The sequence below is a fragment of the Paenibacillus sp. GCM10027628 genome, from assembly GCF_042676385.1.
GTDB lineage: Bacteria > Bacillota > Bacilli > Paenibacillales > NBRC-103111 > Paenibacillus_E.
This window is the reverse complement of sequence record NZ_JBHTHA010000002.1, coordinates 331,217-347,600: the sequence shown is the minus strand read 5'-3', so window position 1 is coordinate 347,600 and position 16,384 is coordinate 331,217. Positions and strand designations below refer to the sequence as shown.

Genomic DNA, 16,384 nt, shown 5'->3' with positions numbered 1-16,384 from the left:
CCTTTTTCTTCAGAGAAGCTTACAGGAGTGGTTGAAGATGAGCTACAGCATGCAAAAGAAAGTCATCATTCTTGCGTTCTTGTTCGTGCCCGTGGCCCTCATGCTGCTTTTTCTGATCTATCCCACCTTTCAGCTGTTTCGGTACAGCCTCACGAATTGGGATGGATACAGCGACAGCTTGAAGTACATCGGATTCGAAAATTATAAAAAATTGCTGTTCGACTTCCCGGATGCCTGGAAAGCGATCGGCAACAACGGCGTTTATTTTATCGTCCATTTACTGTTTATTCCCGTGGAAGTCATGACGGCGGTGCTGCTCAACCGGACGATCCGCGGAAGCTCGTTTTTTCGTTTCACCGTGCTGATGCCCTACATCATTAACGGCATTGCCGTTGCTTACATGTTCAGCTATATTTACAATCCGGTCAATGGTCCGCTGAACGAGCTGCTGCGCTGGCTCGGTTTGGAATCATGGATTACCGGTTGGTTAAGCAATTTGAGCGTCGTCAACTACTCGCTGGTCGCCGTATCGCTTTGGCGTTTCAGTGGTGTTCATATCATCCTCATTCTGGCCGGCTTACAGTCCATCCCAACGGATTTGTACGAAGCTTCCAAAATGGACGGCGCCGGCTTCTGGACGCAGCTGCGCCACATAACGCTGCCCGGCATCAGGCGGGTTATGGAAATCATTTTGTTCCTCAATATTTCCGGAGCGCTTCTGCAGTACGATATTCCCTACGTCATGACAGGCGGCGGACCCGGAACGGCCAGCTCGACGTTCGGCTTGTTTTCCTTACAGACGGCCTTTACTTACAATAACTACGGCCTAGCCTCAAGTATGGCGGTCAGTCTGCTTTGTTTGATCATCGTATTCTCGTCGCTGCAAAATTGGATCATTAAAGATAGGAGCGAGAATTAGATGGAAGTATCTCTTACTCAAAGCAAGCGCCAATTGCTCAGCAATGTGCTGTACTATATACTTTTTATAGCGATGTGCCTGATTGTGTTCATCCCGATTTTGCTGGTCGTATTCGGTTCGTTGAAGACGAATGCGGAGCTGGCGGAGACATCGCCTTTTTCCATGCCAGTTAATTGGTTCCATTACGAAAATTATGTGAAGGCCTTTAACGAAGGACACATCTTGCTCGGCTTGCGCAATACGTTCGTTCTGGTTATCGTGAGTATCGCCGGAAATGCGCTGCTTGGCACGATGACGGCGTTTGTGCTGAACAGGTTCGATTTCAAGTTTAAAAAATGGGTTGTGCTGCTCTTCATGGTGTCTATGATCATTCCAACCTATACGACGGAGATCGCGCGCTTTCAGCTCATTCATTCCATGCAGCTGTACAATACGCTGGGTGCCCCATTGCTGATTTATGTGGGTACGGATATCATGCAGATCTACATCTACATTCAGTTCCTGGAGAAAATATCGTCGCAGCTCGATGAGAGCGCGATGATGGACGGAGCGTCGTATTTCCGCATTTTCCGCTCGATTATATTCCCCTTACTGCTGCCGGCTACGGCGACGCTGGGTATCCTCAAGAGCGTGACGATCATGAACGACATTTATGTGCAAAATTTGTATATGCCGAAAAAAGAGCTCGCCACTTTACCAATGGCGTTGTATGCTTTTGTCGGCGAGCGCAGCTCCGATTTGGTGGCGCTTTGCGCGGGCATTATTTTGGTGCTGCTGCCGAGCATGTTGTTCTATATTGTGTTCCAACGCTTCATTTTTAAAGGCTTAATGGACGGCGCTATTAAAGGGTAGCCGGGAATTCAAGCTTTCAGTCGGAGGTTGATCGCATGCATAAAATGATGATTGTTGACGACGAGCCGTTAGTTCGCCTGGCTTTGCATCATTTGGTCGATTGGCAGGCTCTCCGCATTGAAATCGTCTGCGAAGCGGGCGACGGCGTGGAGGGACTCGCGCTGCTCCAACAGCGGGGCGATATCGATCTGCTGCTGGTCGACATTCAAATGCCGCGCATGAACGGCATCGAGTTGTTAAAAGCACTGAACGACCCGGCATTACCGAAGCGTCCGGTCCCGATTATTCTGAGCGCTTACAGCGACTACAGTTATGTGAGGGAAGCGTTCCTGCTCGGCGCGCTGGACTATATCGTCAAAGCGGATATGGATGAAGAGCATATCGCCCCGGTGATGGCCAAAGCCGTGCAGGAGCTGGCACGGCCCGGCGGAATCGCTGCGGGCGACAGCTTGGCGCAGGCGTTGTCTTCATCTTCAAGCGCTGAGCAGCAATCAGCGAAGGAAGCGTTTTTTCAAAAGCTTCTTGATTTCGATCCTATGGAGGATCCGGCCGCTTACCGGCAATGGATCGCATCGCAAGGGACGTTTTTGCATGAAACGAACCAAACGGCGGTCGTCGTTCAAGTGGCCAAAGGTACAGATATGGCAAGGACGCACGGTTTTATTCAACAAACGATTCAAACCGCGCTTCATGAAATGTCTTTGCTGCATGAAATCGTCCGTCGGGAAGCCGGCGAGTATGTGCTGTTGTGCGCGTTTCCGCATGACCGCAGCGAATCGGCGATCCGCGAGAAAATTCACAGCGCGCTGACGATGATCCAAACCCGGCTGCTGCAGTATGTGAACGCGTCCGTCACCGTCGGCGTCAGCGATCTGGCAAGCGGGAGCCCGCAGTGGCATCGCTTGTATCGGCAGGCCCGCGTGCTCGCGACGCGGAGCTATTACGAGGGTCTGGGCAAGCTGTTTTACCGGGAGTCTGTGCCGGCCGATTTCGGACAGAAGGACGCGCGCGACAGTGCGCTGTGGGACGATTTGTTAGCCGTTCGTCAGTCGCTGCTGCAAGCGCTGAAACTCGCTGACGAAAGCCATTGGATACGGGTATACGGGCAGTTGGAACGGCGATTGCAGGATGCCCGTAGAGAACTCCCCGAACACGTCAGAGTCTTTTTCGTCGATTTGCTCTGGGAGCTTGGCGGTGTGCTCTACGCCAAAGGGATTCGGATGGAAGCCGTGCAGGGCAGCGGTCTTCATCCCTTCGATGAGCTCAAGCGGATCGAGACGCTGGATGAGACGATGGGCTTCGTCAGTCAGCTGCTCCATCGCGTCCATCCTGCTTTGCATGGAACTGATTCGATGCCAGTTGCGCGCTATAGCACTCCGATCGCGAACGCCAAAAAGTTCCTCGACCAGCATTACCGGGAGGAAGTAAACCAGACACTTATCAGTGAAATGGTGGGCGTGAGCGAGAGCTATTTAAGCAAGCAGTTTGTCAAAGAGGTAGGCTGCAACTTCATTCATTATTTGACGAAGCTGCGCATCGACGAGGCCAAATGGCTGCTTGAGCAGGGCATCAAGATTTCCGATATTTCCGAGAGGATCGGATATTTGAACCCGGAGCATTTTAGCCGGATTTTCAAGAAAATGACCGGTTACAGCCCCAAGGCCTATCGGGAAAGCTTGGAGAAAGTGTAGGGTGCTTATAAGAGGAGCTGCCTTCGTTGAAGGCGGCTTTTTTTGCTATAGGGGAGGAGACTCCCACGCAAAAATAAAATTGATAATCAGTTTCCCTCTCAATTCAATGGCCCCGTTGGTCTCTAATAAAACACTCAAGGGACTCTAAATAGGTGTGATTCAACCACCAAAGGTAGCATAGAGAACAAGATTCCATGTTTAACGAATTTGGTTCTTTAATTATAGACTTTTGTTCTATAGAGCTCGCTTTTGACCATTTTTCATTGAATTAGCGTCAAACTAGTACACTATTAGCGCCTCATATTCTCTGTGCGAAACTCGCTTCAAGTCAATGAGACCTGGTTCTTTGTTATCCGCATCATGAGGAATATCGATTACGCTAAAGTGAGTGGTCAAAGTTTCAACTTTCGTGTAGTGTTAGGATAGTGATTTAGCCATAAAAAGGAGTTAAAGGAGATCAAACCATGCAAAAAGCTTTTATTTTTGATATGGACGGAGTCATCATTGACAGTGAACCGATTCATTTTGATGCTGAAATGCGGACCATGAGTTATTTAGGGGCGGCCATCACGAAAGAAGAGCTGGAACGATTCGTCGGCATGACGAACCCTGAAATGTGGAAAATCATTACCCAAGAGTATCAGCTGAAACAATCGATTGATGAAATTATCGAGTATCAAGTCGCGCTGAAAATTAATTTGCTGCAAGCCTGTCTGATTGAGCCTATTGATGGAATTAGAGAATTAATAAATGATTTGAAGCAGCATCGCATTCCGATTGGCCTCGCATCGTCCTCGCCTCGGGTGTTTATTGAAGAGGTTTTAAGAAAGTTCGATCTCACCCATGCTTTTGATTGCATTGTTAGCGGGGAGGAGGTCAAACAGGGGAAGCCGGCCCCGGACGTCTATTTGGAAGCAGCTGCACTGTTAGGCGTTGAGCCAGTGAATTGTTTTGTAGTTGAAGATGCCAGGCATGGTGTCGCTGCCGCAAAAGCAGCGGGCATGACTTGTTTTGGCTATGTCAATCCGAACTCTGGAAATCAGGATTTATCTAAGGCCGATTTTATGATTGATTCGATTCGTGAGATCAAGATTGAAGAGCTTCTGTAGCTGGATGTGATCAGGTAGAAAGAAAGGAGGGAGCCTAATGGACAATTGGCCGGTATGGGCAACGGAAACAGTCGAAATCCAAGCGTCAAGAGCTGAATGGCACGAAAAAGGAAGGCTTGAAAGAGATCGGTTGATAAGATTTCTAATGCCGCTAGGTATAGCAGAGGTGGAGCATATTGGAAGCACATCCATCTCAGGCCTTTCCGCGAAACCGGTCATTGATTTGATGGCCAGCACTACAGACTTTCGCAATCTTAATGAAATTGTTGGAGTTCTATCGCAAAATGATTGGCATTATGTGCCGCCGGAACTGGATGGCCAGGAGTGGAGAAGATTTTTCGTAAAGGTAGAACACGATAAAAGAGCGGCTCATCTGCATCTAATGCTTGCTGGGGAAGAACGCTGGAGAGATCAGTTGCTTTTTCGTAATATATTGAGAAAAGAAACCAAGCTGGTTAACGAATATTCAGCGCTAAAGGAAAGATTAGCTGAGCAATTTAAGAACGATAGAGAAGCATATACGGAAGCAAAGTCTGATTTTATAAAGAAAGTTCTTGAACAATACGCGCAGTTGTCGGAGGATCCATTTGAAAAAATATAGCTTTGCTGCGCTGTTTATTTTTAAATGCCGATTCATGTAGAGATGGAGCCGCTCATGGATGAGTGGCTTTTGACATTTCTATGTACCCCATTCAAAAAACATCAAGCAATAACAAAATGTATCAAGCTCATAGGCTTCGAATCAGCGCTATAATGGGAGGGAAGTCTGGAAATGCCCGGCATTTCCGGCTAACAATTCTCAGGGAGGATGAGCTGATGAATAAAAAAAATCGTTTGAAGTGGAAGGTGAGCCTAGCCTTGTCGATGGCGCTTGCCTTGCCCATGGTTTCAGGGCCGTTTGATCCGATGGCTTCAGTACTTTACGGTACGGCAAGCGCGGCAACGCAGTCGATTGCATCGTCTGTGCTCAGTGTCGATCTCGACACGACGTTTCCTAAGGTGAATCAGTACACGTGGTTGGCCAATGGAGCAGTAATGTACGGTTCAGAGGACACGTTAAACCAGATTTATATCAATGGGACAGCCTATACGCCCGCGGTTATCTTTTCTATGCCCTCTTTAGACACTGCATTGTATACGCTTACAATTTCTTCGATTCAAATTGTCATCACTGCGCAAATGAAAGTTGTTAACAACACGCTGCTCTTCGATATCACGAATATTGCGGAGAATGGAGCGACGCAAGTGAACACGCTGGAGATTCGCAATCATAACCTGCTTTCGGTGAGAAGCTCGCAGACCGGAGCCACTTTTGCCGGGAATAAAATGTACACCGCCGTTACCGGTACGGGCGATACGATCAAATCGGTAAGCGGTTCGCCGGCTGCCGATGCCTCGCCTGTCGATTATATGTACGCTTTCGTGAACACGAATCAACTGGCAGGCGGGTTATGGTCGAATTCGGTCTACGAAAACTCGGACAACAATGGAAGGGTAAGGGAGCAGACCGTTGCCAAAACCGGTTACTCCCGGACAGGGCTGTGGAGTGGAGCATGGATGTATCGCGCTAATGGTATGACAACGACGGATCCGCTCCCGAGTGCGAAGGTCATCATAACGCCTGATGCAAACAGCGATGGTACGGTGGATTGGCAGGATGGGGCAATCGCCTACCGGACCATTATGAACAATCCGCTGGGTGCGGAGAAGGTACCGGATCTCGTCGTTCAACGGATCCCGATGAACTTCGCGAGTCAGGCGACGAATCCGTTTACGAAGACGCTGGATGAGACGAAGAGAGTGTATAATGCGACCGACGGCCTCGGCCAAATGGTGCTGCTCAAAGGCTATGCTTCCGAAGGCCACGATTCCGGGCATCCGGACTATGGCGATGTCGGTCAGCGTCAGGGCGGCGTGGCCGATATGAATGCGCTTGTGAATGCAGGGAGCGCCTATAATGCATTCTTCGGCGTTCATATCAATGCGACTGAATCTTATCCGGAGGCGCAGGCTTTTAACGAAACGCTCGTGAATAAAAACTCGCCCGGCTGGGATTGGCTGGACTCCTCCTACTATATCAACAAACGGTACGATTCCACTTCCGGCAACCGTTTGTCCAGATTGCAGCAGCTCAAAAATCAGGTGCCGAATCTGGGCTATATTTACATCGATGTGTGGCAATCGAATGGGTGGGACAGCCGCAAAACAGCGCGGGAAGTGAATTCGCTTGGCTGGCCGTTAGCAACGGAGTTCCCGTCCGATCACGAGTACGATAGCATTTGGAACCACTGGGCCGTTGATTACAACTATGGCGGCACGAATATCAAAGGCTTTAACAGCCAGATTGCCCGCTTCATCCGCAACCATCAGAAGGATACCTGGATTGCGCGCGATCCGCTGCTAGGCGGGACAGAGCTTTCCGCTTATGAGGGCTGGCAAGGCAAAACGAACTTTGATTCGATGGTAGGTATGACGTTCGCGACGGATTTGCCGACGAAGTATTTGCAGCATTTCAAGATTACGAAATGGACGACGGATACGATTAACTTTGAAAACAATGTGTCCGTCAGCAACGCGAGCGGCACACGCTTGATTGCTAAAGACGGCCGGACGATCCTGAACGGAGGCGCCTACTTGCTGCCATGGAGTCCATCTACAGAGGACAAATTGTATCACTGGAACTCAGTCGCAGGAAGCACTTCATGGCAGCTTCCCGTCAGTTGGGCGGGTCTAAGTACAGTGAAGCTGTATCAATTGTCCGACCAGGGAAGACAGTTTGTCGGCGATCTTGCTGTTACGAACAATCAGATAACGATTTCGGCGAGCGCGAATAAAGCGTATGTCGTATACAAAGGATCAGCTCCGGCGAATACGTCTCTGAATTATGGAGAAGGTGCGGGGATTGCGGATCCCGGTTTTAATAACGGCAACCTGAGCGCCTGGACGGTCGCGGGCAGCGGAGCTTCGGTGCAGCGCAACGCGAATGGCCAGTATGAGCTGCAAATCGGATACAGCTCGGGTGCGACAACAGTGAGCCAGACGCTTACAGGTTTAACTCAAGGTACGTATTACGCATCTGTCTACGTGTCCACAGGAGGCGGCCGCAAAGCCTATCTCGGTGTTAACAATTACGGTGGCGCCGATGTCAGTACATATGCGAACAGTTCCCTATGGAAAAATTATATTCAGGCGGATTCCAAAAGGGATACGACGATGCAGCGCATGTATGTATGGTTTGATGTCCCGGCCGGCGCTACGACAGCAACGCTCTATTTGAAAACCGATGCAGGTACTTCTACTGTCACCTTTGACGATGTGCGTCTCGAAAAGTCGACCAAAACACCGAACCCGAACAACGACTATTTCGTGCAAGATTTCGAAAACGTGCCTGACGGCTGGTATCCGTTCGTCAAAGGACCGGCCGGCGGTACCAACGATCCGCGTACACATTTGATGAAACTCCATGCGCCATTCTCGCAAAAGGGCTGGGACGGCAAAACGATTGACGATGTGCTGAACGGCAAATGGTCGCTCATGGCACATAAAGAGTCTTCCGGTTTGTTGTACCAGACGATCCCGCAAACATTAAGATTCGTACCGGGTACCACATACACGGTAACGTTCACTTACGAGAATCAAGCTTCCGGCGACTATGCCTTTGTTGTTGGCGACGGCACATCGGTCGTATCGACGACGAGCTTAGGAACGGTGGCAACACCGACGACCTTCTCCAAAGTGTTTACAGCCGCAGCCTCGGGAAATAGCTGGATTGGCATTCAAAAGGTAACCGGCAACGCTACCGATTTCATCATGGACGACTTGAAAGTTGCCCTAGGCGGCACTGTGCCTGTGGACCCTGCGGTGATCCCACAGTCTCAAATGACGGCTGCCGCAACAAGTGAAGAGACAGTTAACGACAGCAATGGAGCAGCCAATGTGCTGGACGGAAATTTATCTACCATCTGGCATACAAAGTGGGATTTGTCCAATCCTCTCCCACAGTCCATTACGCTGAATCTGGGTGGCAGCTACAATATAAGTCAACTGAAATATATGCCGAGACAAGATGGCGGCTCTAATGGGAACATCACCGGTTACAACGTGTACATAAGTACAGATGGGACGACGTTTACCAAAGTAGCAACGGGAACATGGGCGAATGACGCTTCGGAAAAAAGTGCAGTTTTCACTGCAACGACTGCGGCGTATATTCGTTTGGAGGCGACGTCCGGAACAGGCGGCTGGGCTTCGGCGGCAGAACTTAATGTATACAAGGCAAGCGGCATCGGTACATCGTACACGCAGGATTTTAACAACGGTATTGCGGGCTGGAATCGTGTTATTGGCACCGGAACCGTCAGCGCTCTGTCAGGCGGCCTGAATATTAACGCGAGTAACAGCAGTACGGTAGCAGTAGACAGTAATTCACCGGCAAAAGCAGACGGGGTGTACACGTTCAAAGTTACGCCACAAAATGCTAACGGACGCTTCCAAGCAGTGTTCCGCTACACGGGTATGAACTCATGGGCAGCCATCGGTTACGATCTAGGAACTTCATGGGCTTGGTCGAATGGGGCAGGCCAATATGGCAACTTTACAGGACCGACGCTTGCGAGCGGGACGACCTATGCCATAAAGGTGCAGTTCACAGGGCCAAACGTGACCTTGTGGGTCGATGGTGCCCAAGTGTATTCGGGTACATTAACCAATATACCGATAGGGGCAGGGCAAATCGGGTTCCGCAGCTGGAATGTCGGCAATATGCTTTTTGACGATGTAAGCTATTCTTCGAACGATCCGGTAAATCCGCCGGTGACAACCGATAACGCTCCAGCAGGCTGGGTGAACGGGGACGTCACTGTAACGCTCACCGCCAAGGATAGCGGTTCTGGTGTGGCGAACACCTACTATAAGGTGGACGGAGGGGCCCAGCAACAAGGCAATTCCATTGTCATCACTGAAGAGGGCAAGCACTCTATTTCTTACTGGAGCGTTGATATGGCGGGTAATGCCGAATCGCCTCATACGGCGGTCGTGCAAATTGACAAGACGCCTCCAACCCTTAAAGTCTATTTAGATAAAACGGTTTTGTTACCGCCAAACCATCAATTGGTTACGGTGAGTGCGTCCGTTTATGCCAATGATAGCCTTTCCGGCACTGCATCCGTCGTTCTAACATCCATTACAGTCGACGAAGGCGACAACGGGTTAGGGGACGGCAATACGACAAACGATATTCAAGGCGTTCAAATCGGCACATTGGATACTGAATTTATGCTTCGTGCTGAAAGATCCGGTAAAGGTAATGGACGCATTTACACCATCACTTATACCGTTATCGATCATGCCGGCAATAAAACTGCAACATCGGCAACCGTTACGGTTCCTCATAACTAAATCGGCAAGTAAGGATGATTTAACCTGAAACAAAAAGGAGGTCACTCTCAAAGTCTAAACGTAGACTTCGGGATGACCTCTTTCTTGCTACTTCTTTTATGACCAACCTAGGGAATATCCACGATCAAACCGTCATAAGCAACTTGTATGCCATGCGGTTTGAAGATGTCTGTCAGATCCTCATGCAGTAAACCCGCATTATGAGAAAAATGAGTGACAATGACCGGCGCCCCCGGCTTCAAGACGCTATTCTCATCCATCCACAGTTTCGTGTCAAGCACGGCATCAACGCTCATGTGGTTATTTCGGTGCGGAACTCGGCCCGTTGTGCATTCCAAAATGGCCAAATCGAGCTTTTTATCCTTTAGAAAGGCCCATGTCTGTTCGGGAAACCAACCGCTGTCGTTGCCGTAAAGGATCGACTTGCCGTCTTTTTCGATGTAATATAGCAGGCACGTTTCAAGCGGGTCGTGATCTGCGAGAAGCGGGACGATGGTCGACGTTTGCGTCTTCATCGGTTCAAACGGAATCACACGGTGAAATTTATAGTTATGGGTCATCCCGTTAAGCGCTTGAAAGCATAGACGGAATGGGATGTCGTGACCGTAGACGTGTATAGACCGATCCCCCGCTTGCGCATATCCTTCCGCTCGGATCGCCATATCTTCAGCATATAAGTGATCGGAATGAGAATGGGTGATCAACAAATCCTGTACGCTGTTCATATCAAGCCCATACTGGAGCGAATGATAAAACGTATCCGGCGGAAAATCGACCTTGAGCACGTTATCGATCATCACCGAGGTGCGTGAGCGAATATTGTTCCCGCCTCGTTCACGAGCTTGCCGGCATGTTGTGCACTCGCAAAAGAGTGACGGAATGCCCTCAAAAGCTGCCGTTCCCAAAAAGTGAACCTTCATAGGGTTGATCCTCCTAACCAAATAGACCAATAATCATAATGCCTACCGTTATCATGACGGAACAGGCAATTCTAATCAAGCCTTGCTTTTCTTTGAGCACGATAATGCCCAGCAAGGTAGCGAATAAGGTCCCGATTTCACGAATCGGTGAAATGTGCGCGACGGGGGCGTATTTCATAGCAAATAAAAATAACAAATAAGATCCGGGATTGAGAATGGCCCCGAGCATAATGATTTTGCCGTTAACCTTCCATTCGGTACGCAATTGTTTTGAAGCAAGGACGATAGGCGTCAATGCGGCGACAAATCCGATATTCGTTACCTCCAATAAAGAAATGGCGGAGATGTGCTGCAAATTTAACTTATCGACGAGTACGTAGCACGTCGTACATAAGCCAACACAAAGTGCCATAAGAAAAGGCTTAAGGGATACGGGACTTGTGCCTCCTGATTGTTTGCGCGAGAAAATGCCGCTTAGCCAAACAAAGCCGCATACCATGCAGAATAGCCCCAACCATCCGAAAAGCGATAACGATTCCCGCAAAAACAGGACGCCGACAATGGGGATCAATAGTGTGCTTGTGCCTCTCATAATGGGATAGACCTGTGAAAGGTCGCCCATATTGTACGTTCGTGCCAGCAGCAAAGCATATGCGACTTGCAGAAAAGCGGACAACATCAGCAGTCCATATGCTTGAAGCGATAAGGGATGAAGCCATAATTCCCGAACCAGATAAGGCAATAGTGCGATTGTTGGGATCAGCAAAATGGACCATAAAAACACGCTCTTGTTGCGGCTGCTCTTGGTAAACAAGCTCCATACGGCGTGAGCGAGGCCGGACGCTATGACAAGCAAAATTGAAACGATGATCAGTGTACTAGACCTCCTTTTTGAAAGTTGATTCATGTAGTTGTTGTGTTGAATATGTTAGTTATTTTGTTGTTTTGTGGCTATTGTATCTCTGCCATAGAGAGCTGTCAATGAAAAACTTAATAATAAATTAACAATAGTCACGATTGACAACTTGGATATCACCGAATAGAATGGGTGAAAACAACAGGAAACATCAACAGTTAATGTTGATTAGTCATGAATATATTTATTCCGTAGGGGAGGTTTAGGATGAAAGTTGACTTTCATTTTCATTTAGAGGAAGGTCCATATTCATTAGGATGGATGCAGCGTACGGCGAGAGCTTTGGAGAACATGTACAGCGGCAAAGCGCAACTAAACGAGGATCCCCATAAGTTGGAGTGGGCGCAACAAATGGTTGCCCTTATGAACCGAAGAATGGAGCAAGGTTGTTTTCATGAAGAATGGTTCGGACATTACTTCGCGCTTGGGCGGGAGAGAGGCATTGAACATTTCGGCATCGTCGATCATGGTTACCGTTTCACTGAATTTCGCGCGTATTATGAGAAGCATATGATCGTTGATGATACGCCGCTCGGCCGTTTGCAGCGTTATTGGCTTGACCGCGTATGTATCGGTTCTATTGAGCCCTACATCGATGCGGTCAAAAAAGCGCAGCAGGCTGGCTATCCGGTATCGTTAGGACTGGAGGCAGATTATTTTCCTGGAGGGGAAAATGAACTGCGTGAATTGCTTGCCCCCTATGATTTCGATTATGTGATCGGTTCGGTTCATTTCTTGGATGGATGGGGATTCGATAATCCGGAAACGGAGGACCTCTTTAAGGAAAAAGACTTGCCGGCACTTTACCGGCAGTTGTTCGATACGGTTAAAGGTGCGGCAGCTAGCGGATTGTTTGACATTGTCGCGCACCTGGACAATTTAAAGGTGTTTGGCTACCGTCCGGATGAATCGCTGCTGCTTCCGATGTATGAGGATGTCGCACAGGCATTGAAAGCTGCGGATGTAGCGACCGAAATTAACACGGGTCTCGCATACCGTTACCCGGTTAAGGAGGCCTGTCCAAGCCCGGCGTTCCTTCGGATGCTGCGGAAACATGAGGTGCCGCTCACGCTCAGTTCGGACTCGCATTTTCCCGACGATATCGGGATGATGCTGGACGAAGCGAGCGAGCTCCTCAAGCAGTCGGGGTATGCCGACATTGTCTATTTCAAATATAGAAAGCGGATTGTAACTGCGCTTTAACCTGATCAAGGATGCTTCCCGGTCATTCACGTCGGGTGCATCCTTTTTTTTTCATTTGTCCTCGGTGATTTCATCATCCGTTTCCAAGCCTGAATTGTCCGGGCGTGACGTTTTCGAATTTTTTAAACACTTTGAAAAAATGGCGAGGATTATCATAGCCTACCAACTCCGCAATGGCGTTGATCGGCCATTCAGGGTGATCTTGCATGAATTGCTTGGCTTTGGCGAGCCGGAATGTATGCAAGTAATGAAGGAAGGTTTGGCCTTTTTCTTTCCGAAACAACATGCTAATGTAATTAGGGTGCATTTGCATATGCTCCGCAACTGCATCGAGCGATAAGTCCTGCTTGTAATTTCGCTCCACGAAAGCGACGATTTTATCGATCGCCTGAACGTGCGGTCCAGGCTGGTCGGCTCGGTTAATAGAGCGAATGAGCTGTGCAACAATTTCTGCAATACGAGTACCCTCAACTTGTTCACCGCTCGATGCGAATAGTCTGGCTGCGGCATGTTCGCCCCAAACGGCTTCCGGCGTCAAACCGACGCTTTGCAAATAGACGCAAATGCAGATAAGAAACCGTTCGCGCAGCTTGTTTAGGTCACCAGCATCTCCGGAAAAGTGCATCAAAATTGGCTGCATGTCTTTTTCAATCTGCTCGATGGAGACCTGTTGGACCAAGGAGTGCTCAATATACAATGCGAGCTTGTTATAGCCGCTGTGAAGGTTGTCCGTCATTTGTTTATAAACCGTCAAGTTGGCGGGGGGGAAATATCGATTGAACAGCATTGCAGCCATTGCTTCCATATACTGTTCCCGAATGAATTCCTTATCGCTCTTCCTCCCGCTAATCCCCAAGCAATATTCGCCGCTTGTAGCCTTCTTCATCTTAAATAGATCGACGCATGCACGTTGCAGTTCTTCGTCTGACGCTATTTGCGCGCCGTTCACGATAAGGACCGCTTGCCGCAAGGAACGGGATAGCAATTTGTAAGTCTTCTGGCTGCCATACTGTGTAAGCAGATCACAAATATCATGAAGCCATTCAGCCATAAGAATCGGATCGCCTTCATAGGCTTGTATCACGATGACTATCGTATAGGGATGAGGGAAAAGATTATGCAGTTGATACGGTTTAAGCGGCATTTCCTCAAATGGCGTATGGTATAGAATATGCTCCTTGAGCAGCAGCAGTTCAAATTCGGTCGTCTGTTCCTGCTCTTCACGAATGGACCTTACTACTCGCTCGAGTACGCCCAGTAGTTCTTCCTTGTTAATCGGCTTTAGCAAATAATCAATGACCTGATAACGCAGCGCTTGTCTGGCATAGTCAAAATCCCCATAGCCGGTCAAAATAACGAACCGGTCGCACAGGTTCCGGGCTTGCACTTCCTTAATGAGAGCAAGGCCGTCCATTTCCGGCATATGAATGTCTGTCAGGATCAAGTCGGGCTGAAAATCCGCCAGCTTTTGCAGCGCATCATAACCGTCGGCGGCGCCGGCGATCTCATTAAACGGTGTATTCGCCTTCTGAATCATGCGGATGATCCCGTTTAATATAATAGGTTCGTCATCGACAACCAATAGCTTCATGGCTCGCCTCCCTTAACTAATCTGAGCGTACATGTTGTCCCCTCATTATGCTTGCTCTCCATTTGAATCCCCGATTCGTCGCCAAAAAACATCTTAACCCGCTCATTAACATTAAAAATGCCGAGTCCACCGCCGCCCTGATGCAAAAGATTCGCATCGACGGTACCGTTTAAGACTCCGTGGATCATGCGCAGCCGCTCTTCTTCGATGCCTTTTCCGGAATCAGCAACCTCGATGTACATTGTAGAGGCGTCTTCCCAAATGCGAATCGCGAGCTTACCTTGTTTTCTAACATTTGCAATGCCATGGACAATACTGTTTTCAATAATCGGCTGAAGGATATAACGGGGACACATAAAACGATCAATCACAGCTTCAACATCAAACGTGACGTGAAGCCTGTCCGCCAGCCTGATTTGCTGGATTTTGATATAATCTTTGACGTTTTCGACTTCCTCTCGCAGAGAGGTTTCGTCTCTAGTCCCCGAAAGGCTATAGCGGAACAGTTTGCCAAGTGTGTAGGACATATCCGCCGCTTCCGTATCGTCGTTCGCTTCTGCAATCATGCGAATCGATTCAAGTGTGTTGTATAAAAAATGCGGTTTGATCTGCGCCTGCATCATATGGTAGGCAGCTTCCTTCCGCAGCATTTCCGACCGGTGTACCGTATTCACCATCTCGTCCATACGCTTGATCATCGCATTGTAAGAGGATGTCAGATGCCCGACTTCGTCTTTATTGATTTCACCGCGATAGAGCGGGAAATAGTTTTCGTCGACCTGACGCATATGCTTGGATAATTTCAAAATGCGCTTTGTGATGGAACTGGCGATTAGATAGTAGATGCCTGAAAGCAGCAACAACAGGAGGGCAACGGTCAAAACAAGTACGTATTTGTTCTTTTTGATCCCGATAAAGACGTCGTCCACTTGTTCGAGCATGACAAAGTGCAGCTTAAGACTGTCGGTGTAGAACGATTCGACAAGCATTTTGTTCCCGTTCATATTTCTATAGGAGTAATTGGCATCCGTTTGAACGGAGCCGGCAAATAGTGTGCGTTCGGATTCCTCTGAAATAGGAACTTTTTCCAGGCGGTAAATGACTTGATGATTCTGGTCGAGCACATATAAATTGCTTTTGCTGTTCAAATGCAGCGATTCCAATAGCGGTCTGATTAAATTCGAGGTCACTTCGATATCGAGAAGTCCGATGTCCTGCTCAAAGTTGCGGTTACCGATTTTGTGCACATAATGCAGGTTGATATCCGGATTCTCGCTGCTTTTTAACGTAATCCATTTCCCTACGCCGAGCGGGAGCTTCTTGATGCTTTCATCCAGTTTGAACTCGTCCATCTTGGCCATTTCCGGGCGGAAAACCATACCGTTCTGCTGCTCCATATAAATGGTCATGCCGCCGATCAGACGATTGGATGACATGATATAGGAAAACAAGGGTCTCACATAGGTCAAAAAATTGGCAACCTGCTCATAATCGCTCCGGTAATTGCCGCTTAAGTAAGCGATCGTGTTCGAATTGTTTTGAAACAGTTGGTACGCGTTTTCGATCTGAACTGTGCTAACGTTCACGTTGTTAAGTACCTGGTCGACAATTTTCTGCCTGCCTTGCGCATATTCTTCGAGAAAACTATTGTAGTTCTGATTATAAAGAAACAAGCCGAACGAAATGATCGGGATGAAGATAATGACAATGTAGCCTATCGCCATTTTTTTGACAATCGACAAGTCTTGAAAGTTGAAAACAGGTTTCGTAATGATTCACACCACCT

11 protein-coding genes are annotated in these 16,384 nt (G+C 48.5%); 7 read left to right on the top strand and 4 right to left on the bottom strand.

All coding sequences use genetic code 11. The annotated features are described in order from the left end of the window. Positions 1–37 precede the first annotated feature (37 nt). The 6 genes from ACFQZT_RS02770 (at position 38) to ACFQZT_RS02745 (ending at position 9,968) form a co-directional block, all read left to right on the top strand. A complete protein-coding gene (locus ACFQZT_RS02770; RefSeq protein WP_379296308.1) occupies positions 38–919 on the top strand; it encodes a carbohydrate ABC transporter permease in 882 nt (293 codons plus the stop codon). Then, on the top strand, positions 920–1,771 hold the full coding sequence (locus tag ACFQZT_RS02765; RefSeq protein WP_379296306.1) for a carbohydrate ABC transporter permease: 852 nt from the start codon (positions 920–922) through the stop codon (positions 1,769–1,771). It begins immediately after the preceding gene. 35 nt (positions 1,772–1,806) lie between these two features. Then, on the top strand, positions 1,807–3,462 hold the full coding sequence (locus ACFQZT_RS02760) for a helix-turn-helix domain-containing protein (RefSeq protein WP_379296304.1): 1,656 nt from the start codon (positions 1,807–1,809) through the stop codon (positions 3,460–3,462). Between the two features lie 464 nt (positions 3,463–3,926). Next, positions 3,927–4,571: an HAD family hydrolase gene (locus ACFQZT_RS02755; protein ID WP_379296302.1), complete on the top strand. Its 645-nt coding sequence runs from the start codon at positions 3,927–3,929 to the stop codon at positions 4,569–4,571. A gap of 37 nt (positions 4,572–4,608) precedes the next feature. After that, positions 4,609–5,172 (top strand): GrpB family protein, encoded by a 564-nt coding sequence (locus tag ACFQZT_RS02750; protein ID WP_379296300.1) that lies wholly within the window; start codon positions 4,609–4,611, stop codon positions 5,170–5,172. Positions 5,173–5,387: 215 nt separating this feature from the next. Then, positions 5,388–9,968: an endo-alpha-N-acetylgalactosaminidase family protein gene (locus ACFQZT_RS02745; RefSeq protein ID WP_379296298.1), complete on the top strand. Its 4,581-nt coding sequence runs from the start codon at positions 5,388–5,390 to the stop codon at positions 9,966–9,968. 107 nt (positions 9,969–10,075) lie between these two features. Here ACFQZT_RS02745 and ACFQZT_RS02740 read toward each other — a convergent pair whose 3' ends face one another. Both ACFQZT_RS02740 and ACFQZT_RS02735 read right to left on the bottom strand, forming a co-directional pair. Next, positions 10,076–10,888, bottom strand: a complete 813-nt coding sequence (locus ACFQZT_RS02740; protein ID WP_379296296.1) for an MBL fold metallo-hydrolase — start codon at positions 10,886–10,888, stop codon at positions 10,076–10,078. A 13-nt stretch (positions 10,889–10,901) separates the two neighbouring features. Next, positions 10,902–11,702, bottom strand: a complete 801-nt coding sequence (locus ACFQZT_RS02735) for a DMT family transporter (protein WP_379296294.1) — start codon at positions 11,700–11,702, stop codon at positions 10,902–10,904. Positions 11,703–12,011: 309 nt separating this feature from the next. Here ACFQZT_RS02735 and ACFQZT_RS02730 point away from each other — a divergent pair, with 309 nt between their 5' ends. Beyond that, positions 12,012–13,007 (top strand): PHP domain-containing protein, encoded by a 996-nt coding sequence (locus ACFQZT_RS02730; RefSeq protein WP_379296292.1) that lies wholly within the window; start codon positions 12,012–12,014, stop codon positions 13,005–13,007. Positions 13,008–13,080: 73 nt separating this feature from the next. Here ACFQZT_RS02730 and ACFQZT_RS02725 read toward each other — a convergent pair whose 3' ends face one another. Both ACFQZT_RS02725 and ACFQZT_RS02720 read right to left on the bottom strand, forming a co-directional pair. After that, positions 13,081–14,598 (bottom strand): response regulator, encoded by a 1,518-nt coding sequence (locus ACFQZT_RS02725; RefSeq protein WP_379296290.1) that lies wholly within the window; start codon positions 14,596–14,598, stop codon positions 13,081–13,083. Then, positions 14,595–16,322: a sensor histidine kinase gene (locus tag ACFQZT_RS02720; protein ID WP_379296288.1), complete on the bottom strand. Its 1,728-nt coding sequence runs from the start codon at positions 16,320–16,322 to the stop codon at positions 14,595–14,597. Before ACFQZT_RS02720 ends, ACFQZT_RS02725 begins: the two co-directional genes overlap by 4 nt. Positions 16,323–16,384 lie beyond the last annotated feature (62 nt).

Bases quoted from the DNA above. Each gene is read 5' to 3' on its own strand.
- ACFQZT_RS02750 (WP_379296300.1), top strand. From the start codon at position 4,609: ATGGACAATTGGCCGGTATGGGCAACGGAAACAGTCGAAATCCAAGCG.
- ACFQZT_RS02740 (WP_379296296.1), bottom strand. From the start codon at position 10,888: ATGAAGGTTCACTTTTTGGGAACGGCAGCTTTTGAGGGCATTCCGTCA.
- ACFQZT_RS02765 (WP_379296306.1), top strand. From the start codon at position 920: ATGGAAGTATCTCTTACTCAAAGCAAGCGCCAATTGCTCAGCAATGTG.
- ACFQZT_RS02760 (WP_379296304.1), top strand. From the start codon at position 1,807: ATGCATAAAATGATGATTGTTGACGACGAGCCGTTAGTTCGCCTGGCT.
- ACFQZT_RS02770 (WP_379296308.1), top strand. From the start codon at position 38: ATGAGCTACAGCATGCAAAAGAAAGTCATCATTCTTGCGTTCTTGTTC.
- ACFQZT_RS02725 (WP_379296290.1), bottom strand. From the start codon at position 14,598: ATGAAGCTATTGGTTGTCGATGACGAACCTATTATATTAAACGGGATC.
- ACFQZT_RS02730 (WP_379296292.1), top strand. From the start codon at position 12,012: ATGAAAGTTGACTTTCATTTTCATTTAGAGGAAGGTCCATATTCATTA.
- ACFQZT_RS02720 (WP_379296288.1), bottom strand. From the start codon at position 16,322: ATGGCGATAGGCTACATTGTCATTATCTTCATCCCGATCATTTCGTTC.
- ACFQZT_RS02745 (WP_379296298.1), top strand. From the start codon at position 5,388: ATGAATAAAAAAAATCGTTTGAAGTGGAAGGTGAGCCTAGCCTTGTCG.
- ACFQZT_RS02755 (WP_379296302.1), top strand. From the start codon at position 3,927: ATGCAAAAAGCTTTTATTTTTGATATGGACGGAGTCATCATTGACAGT.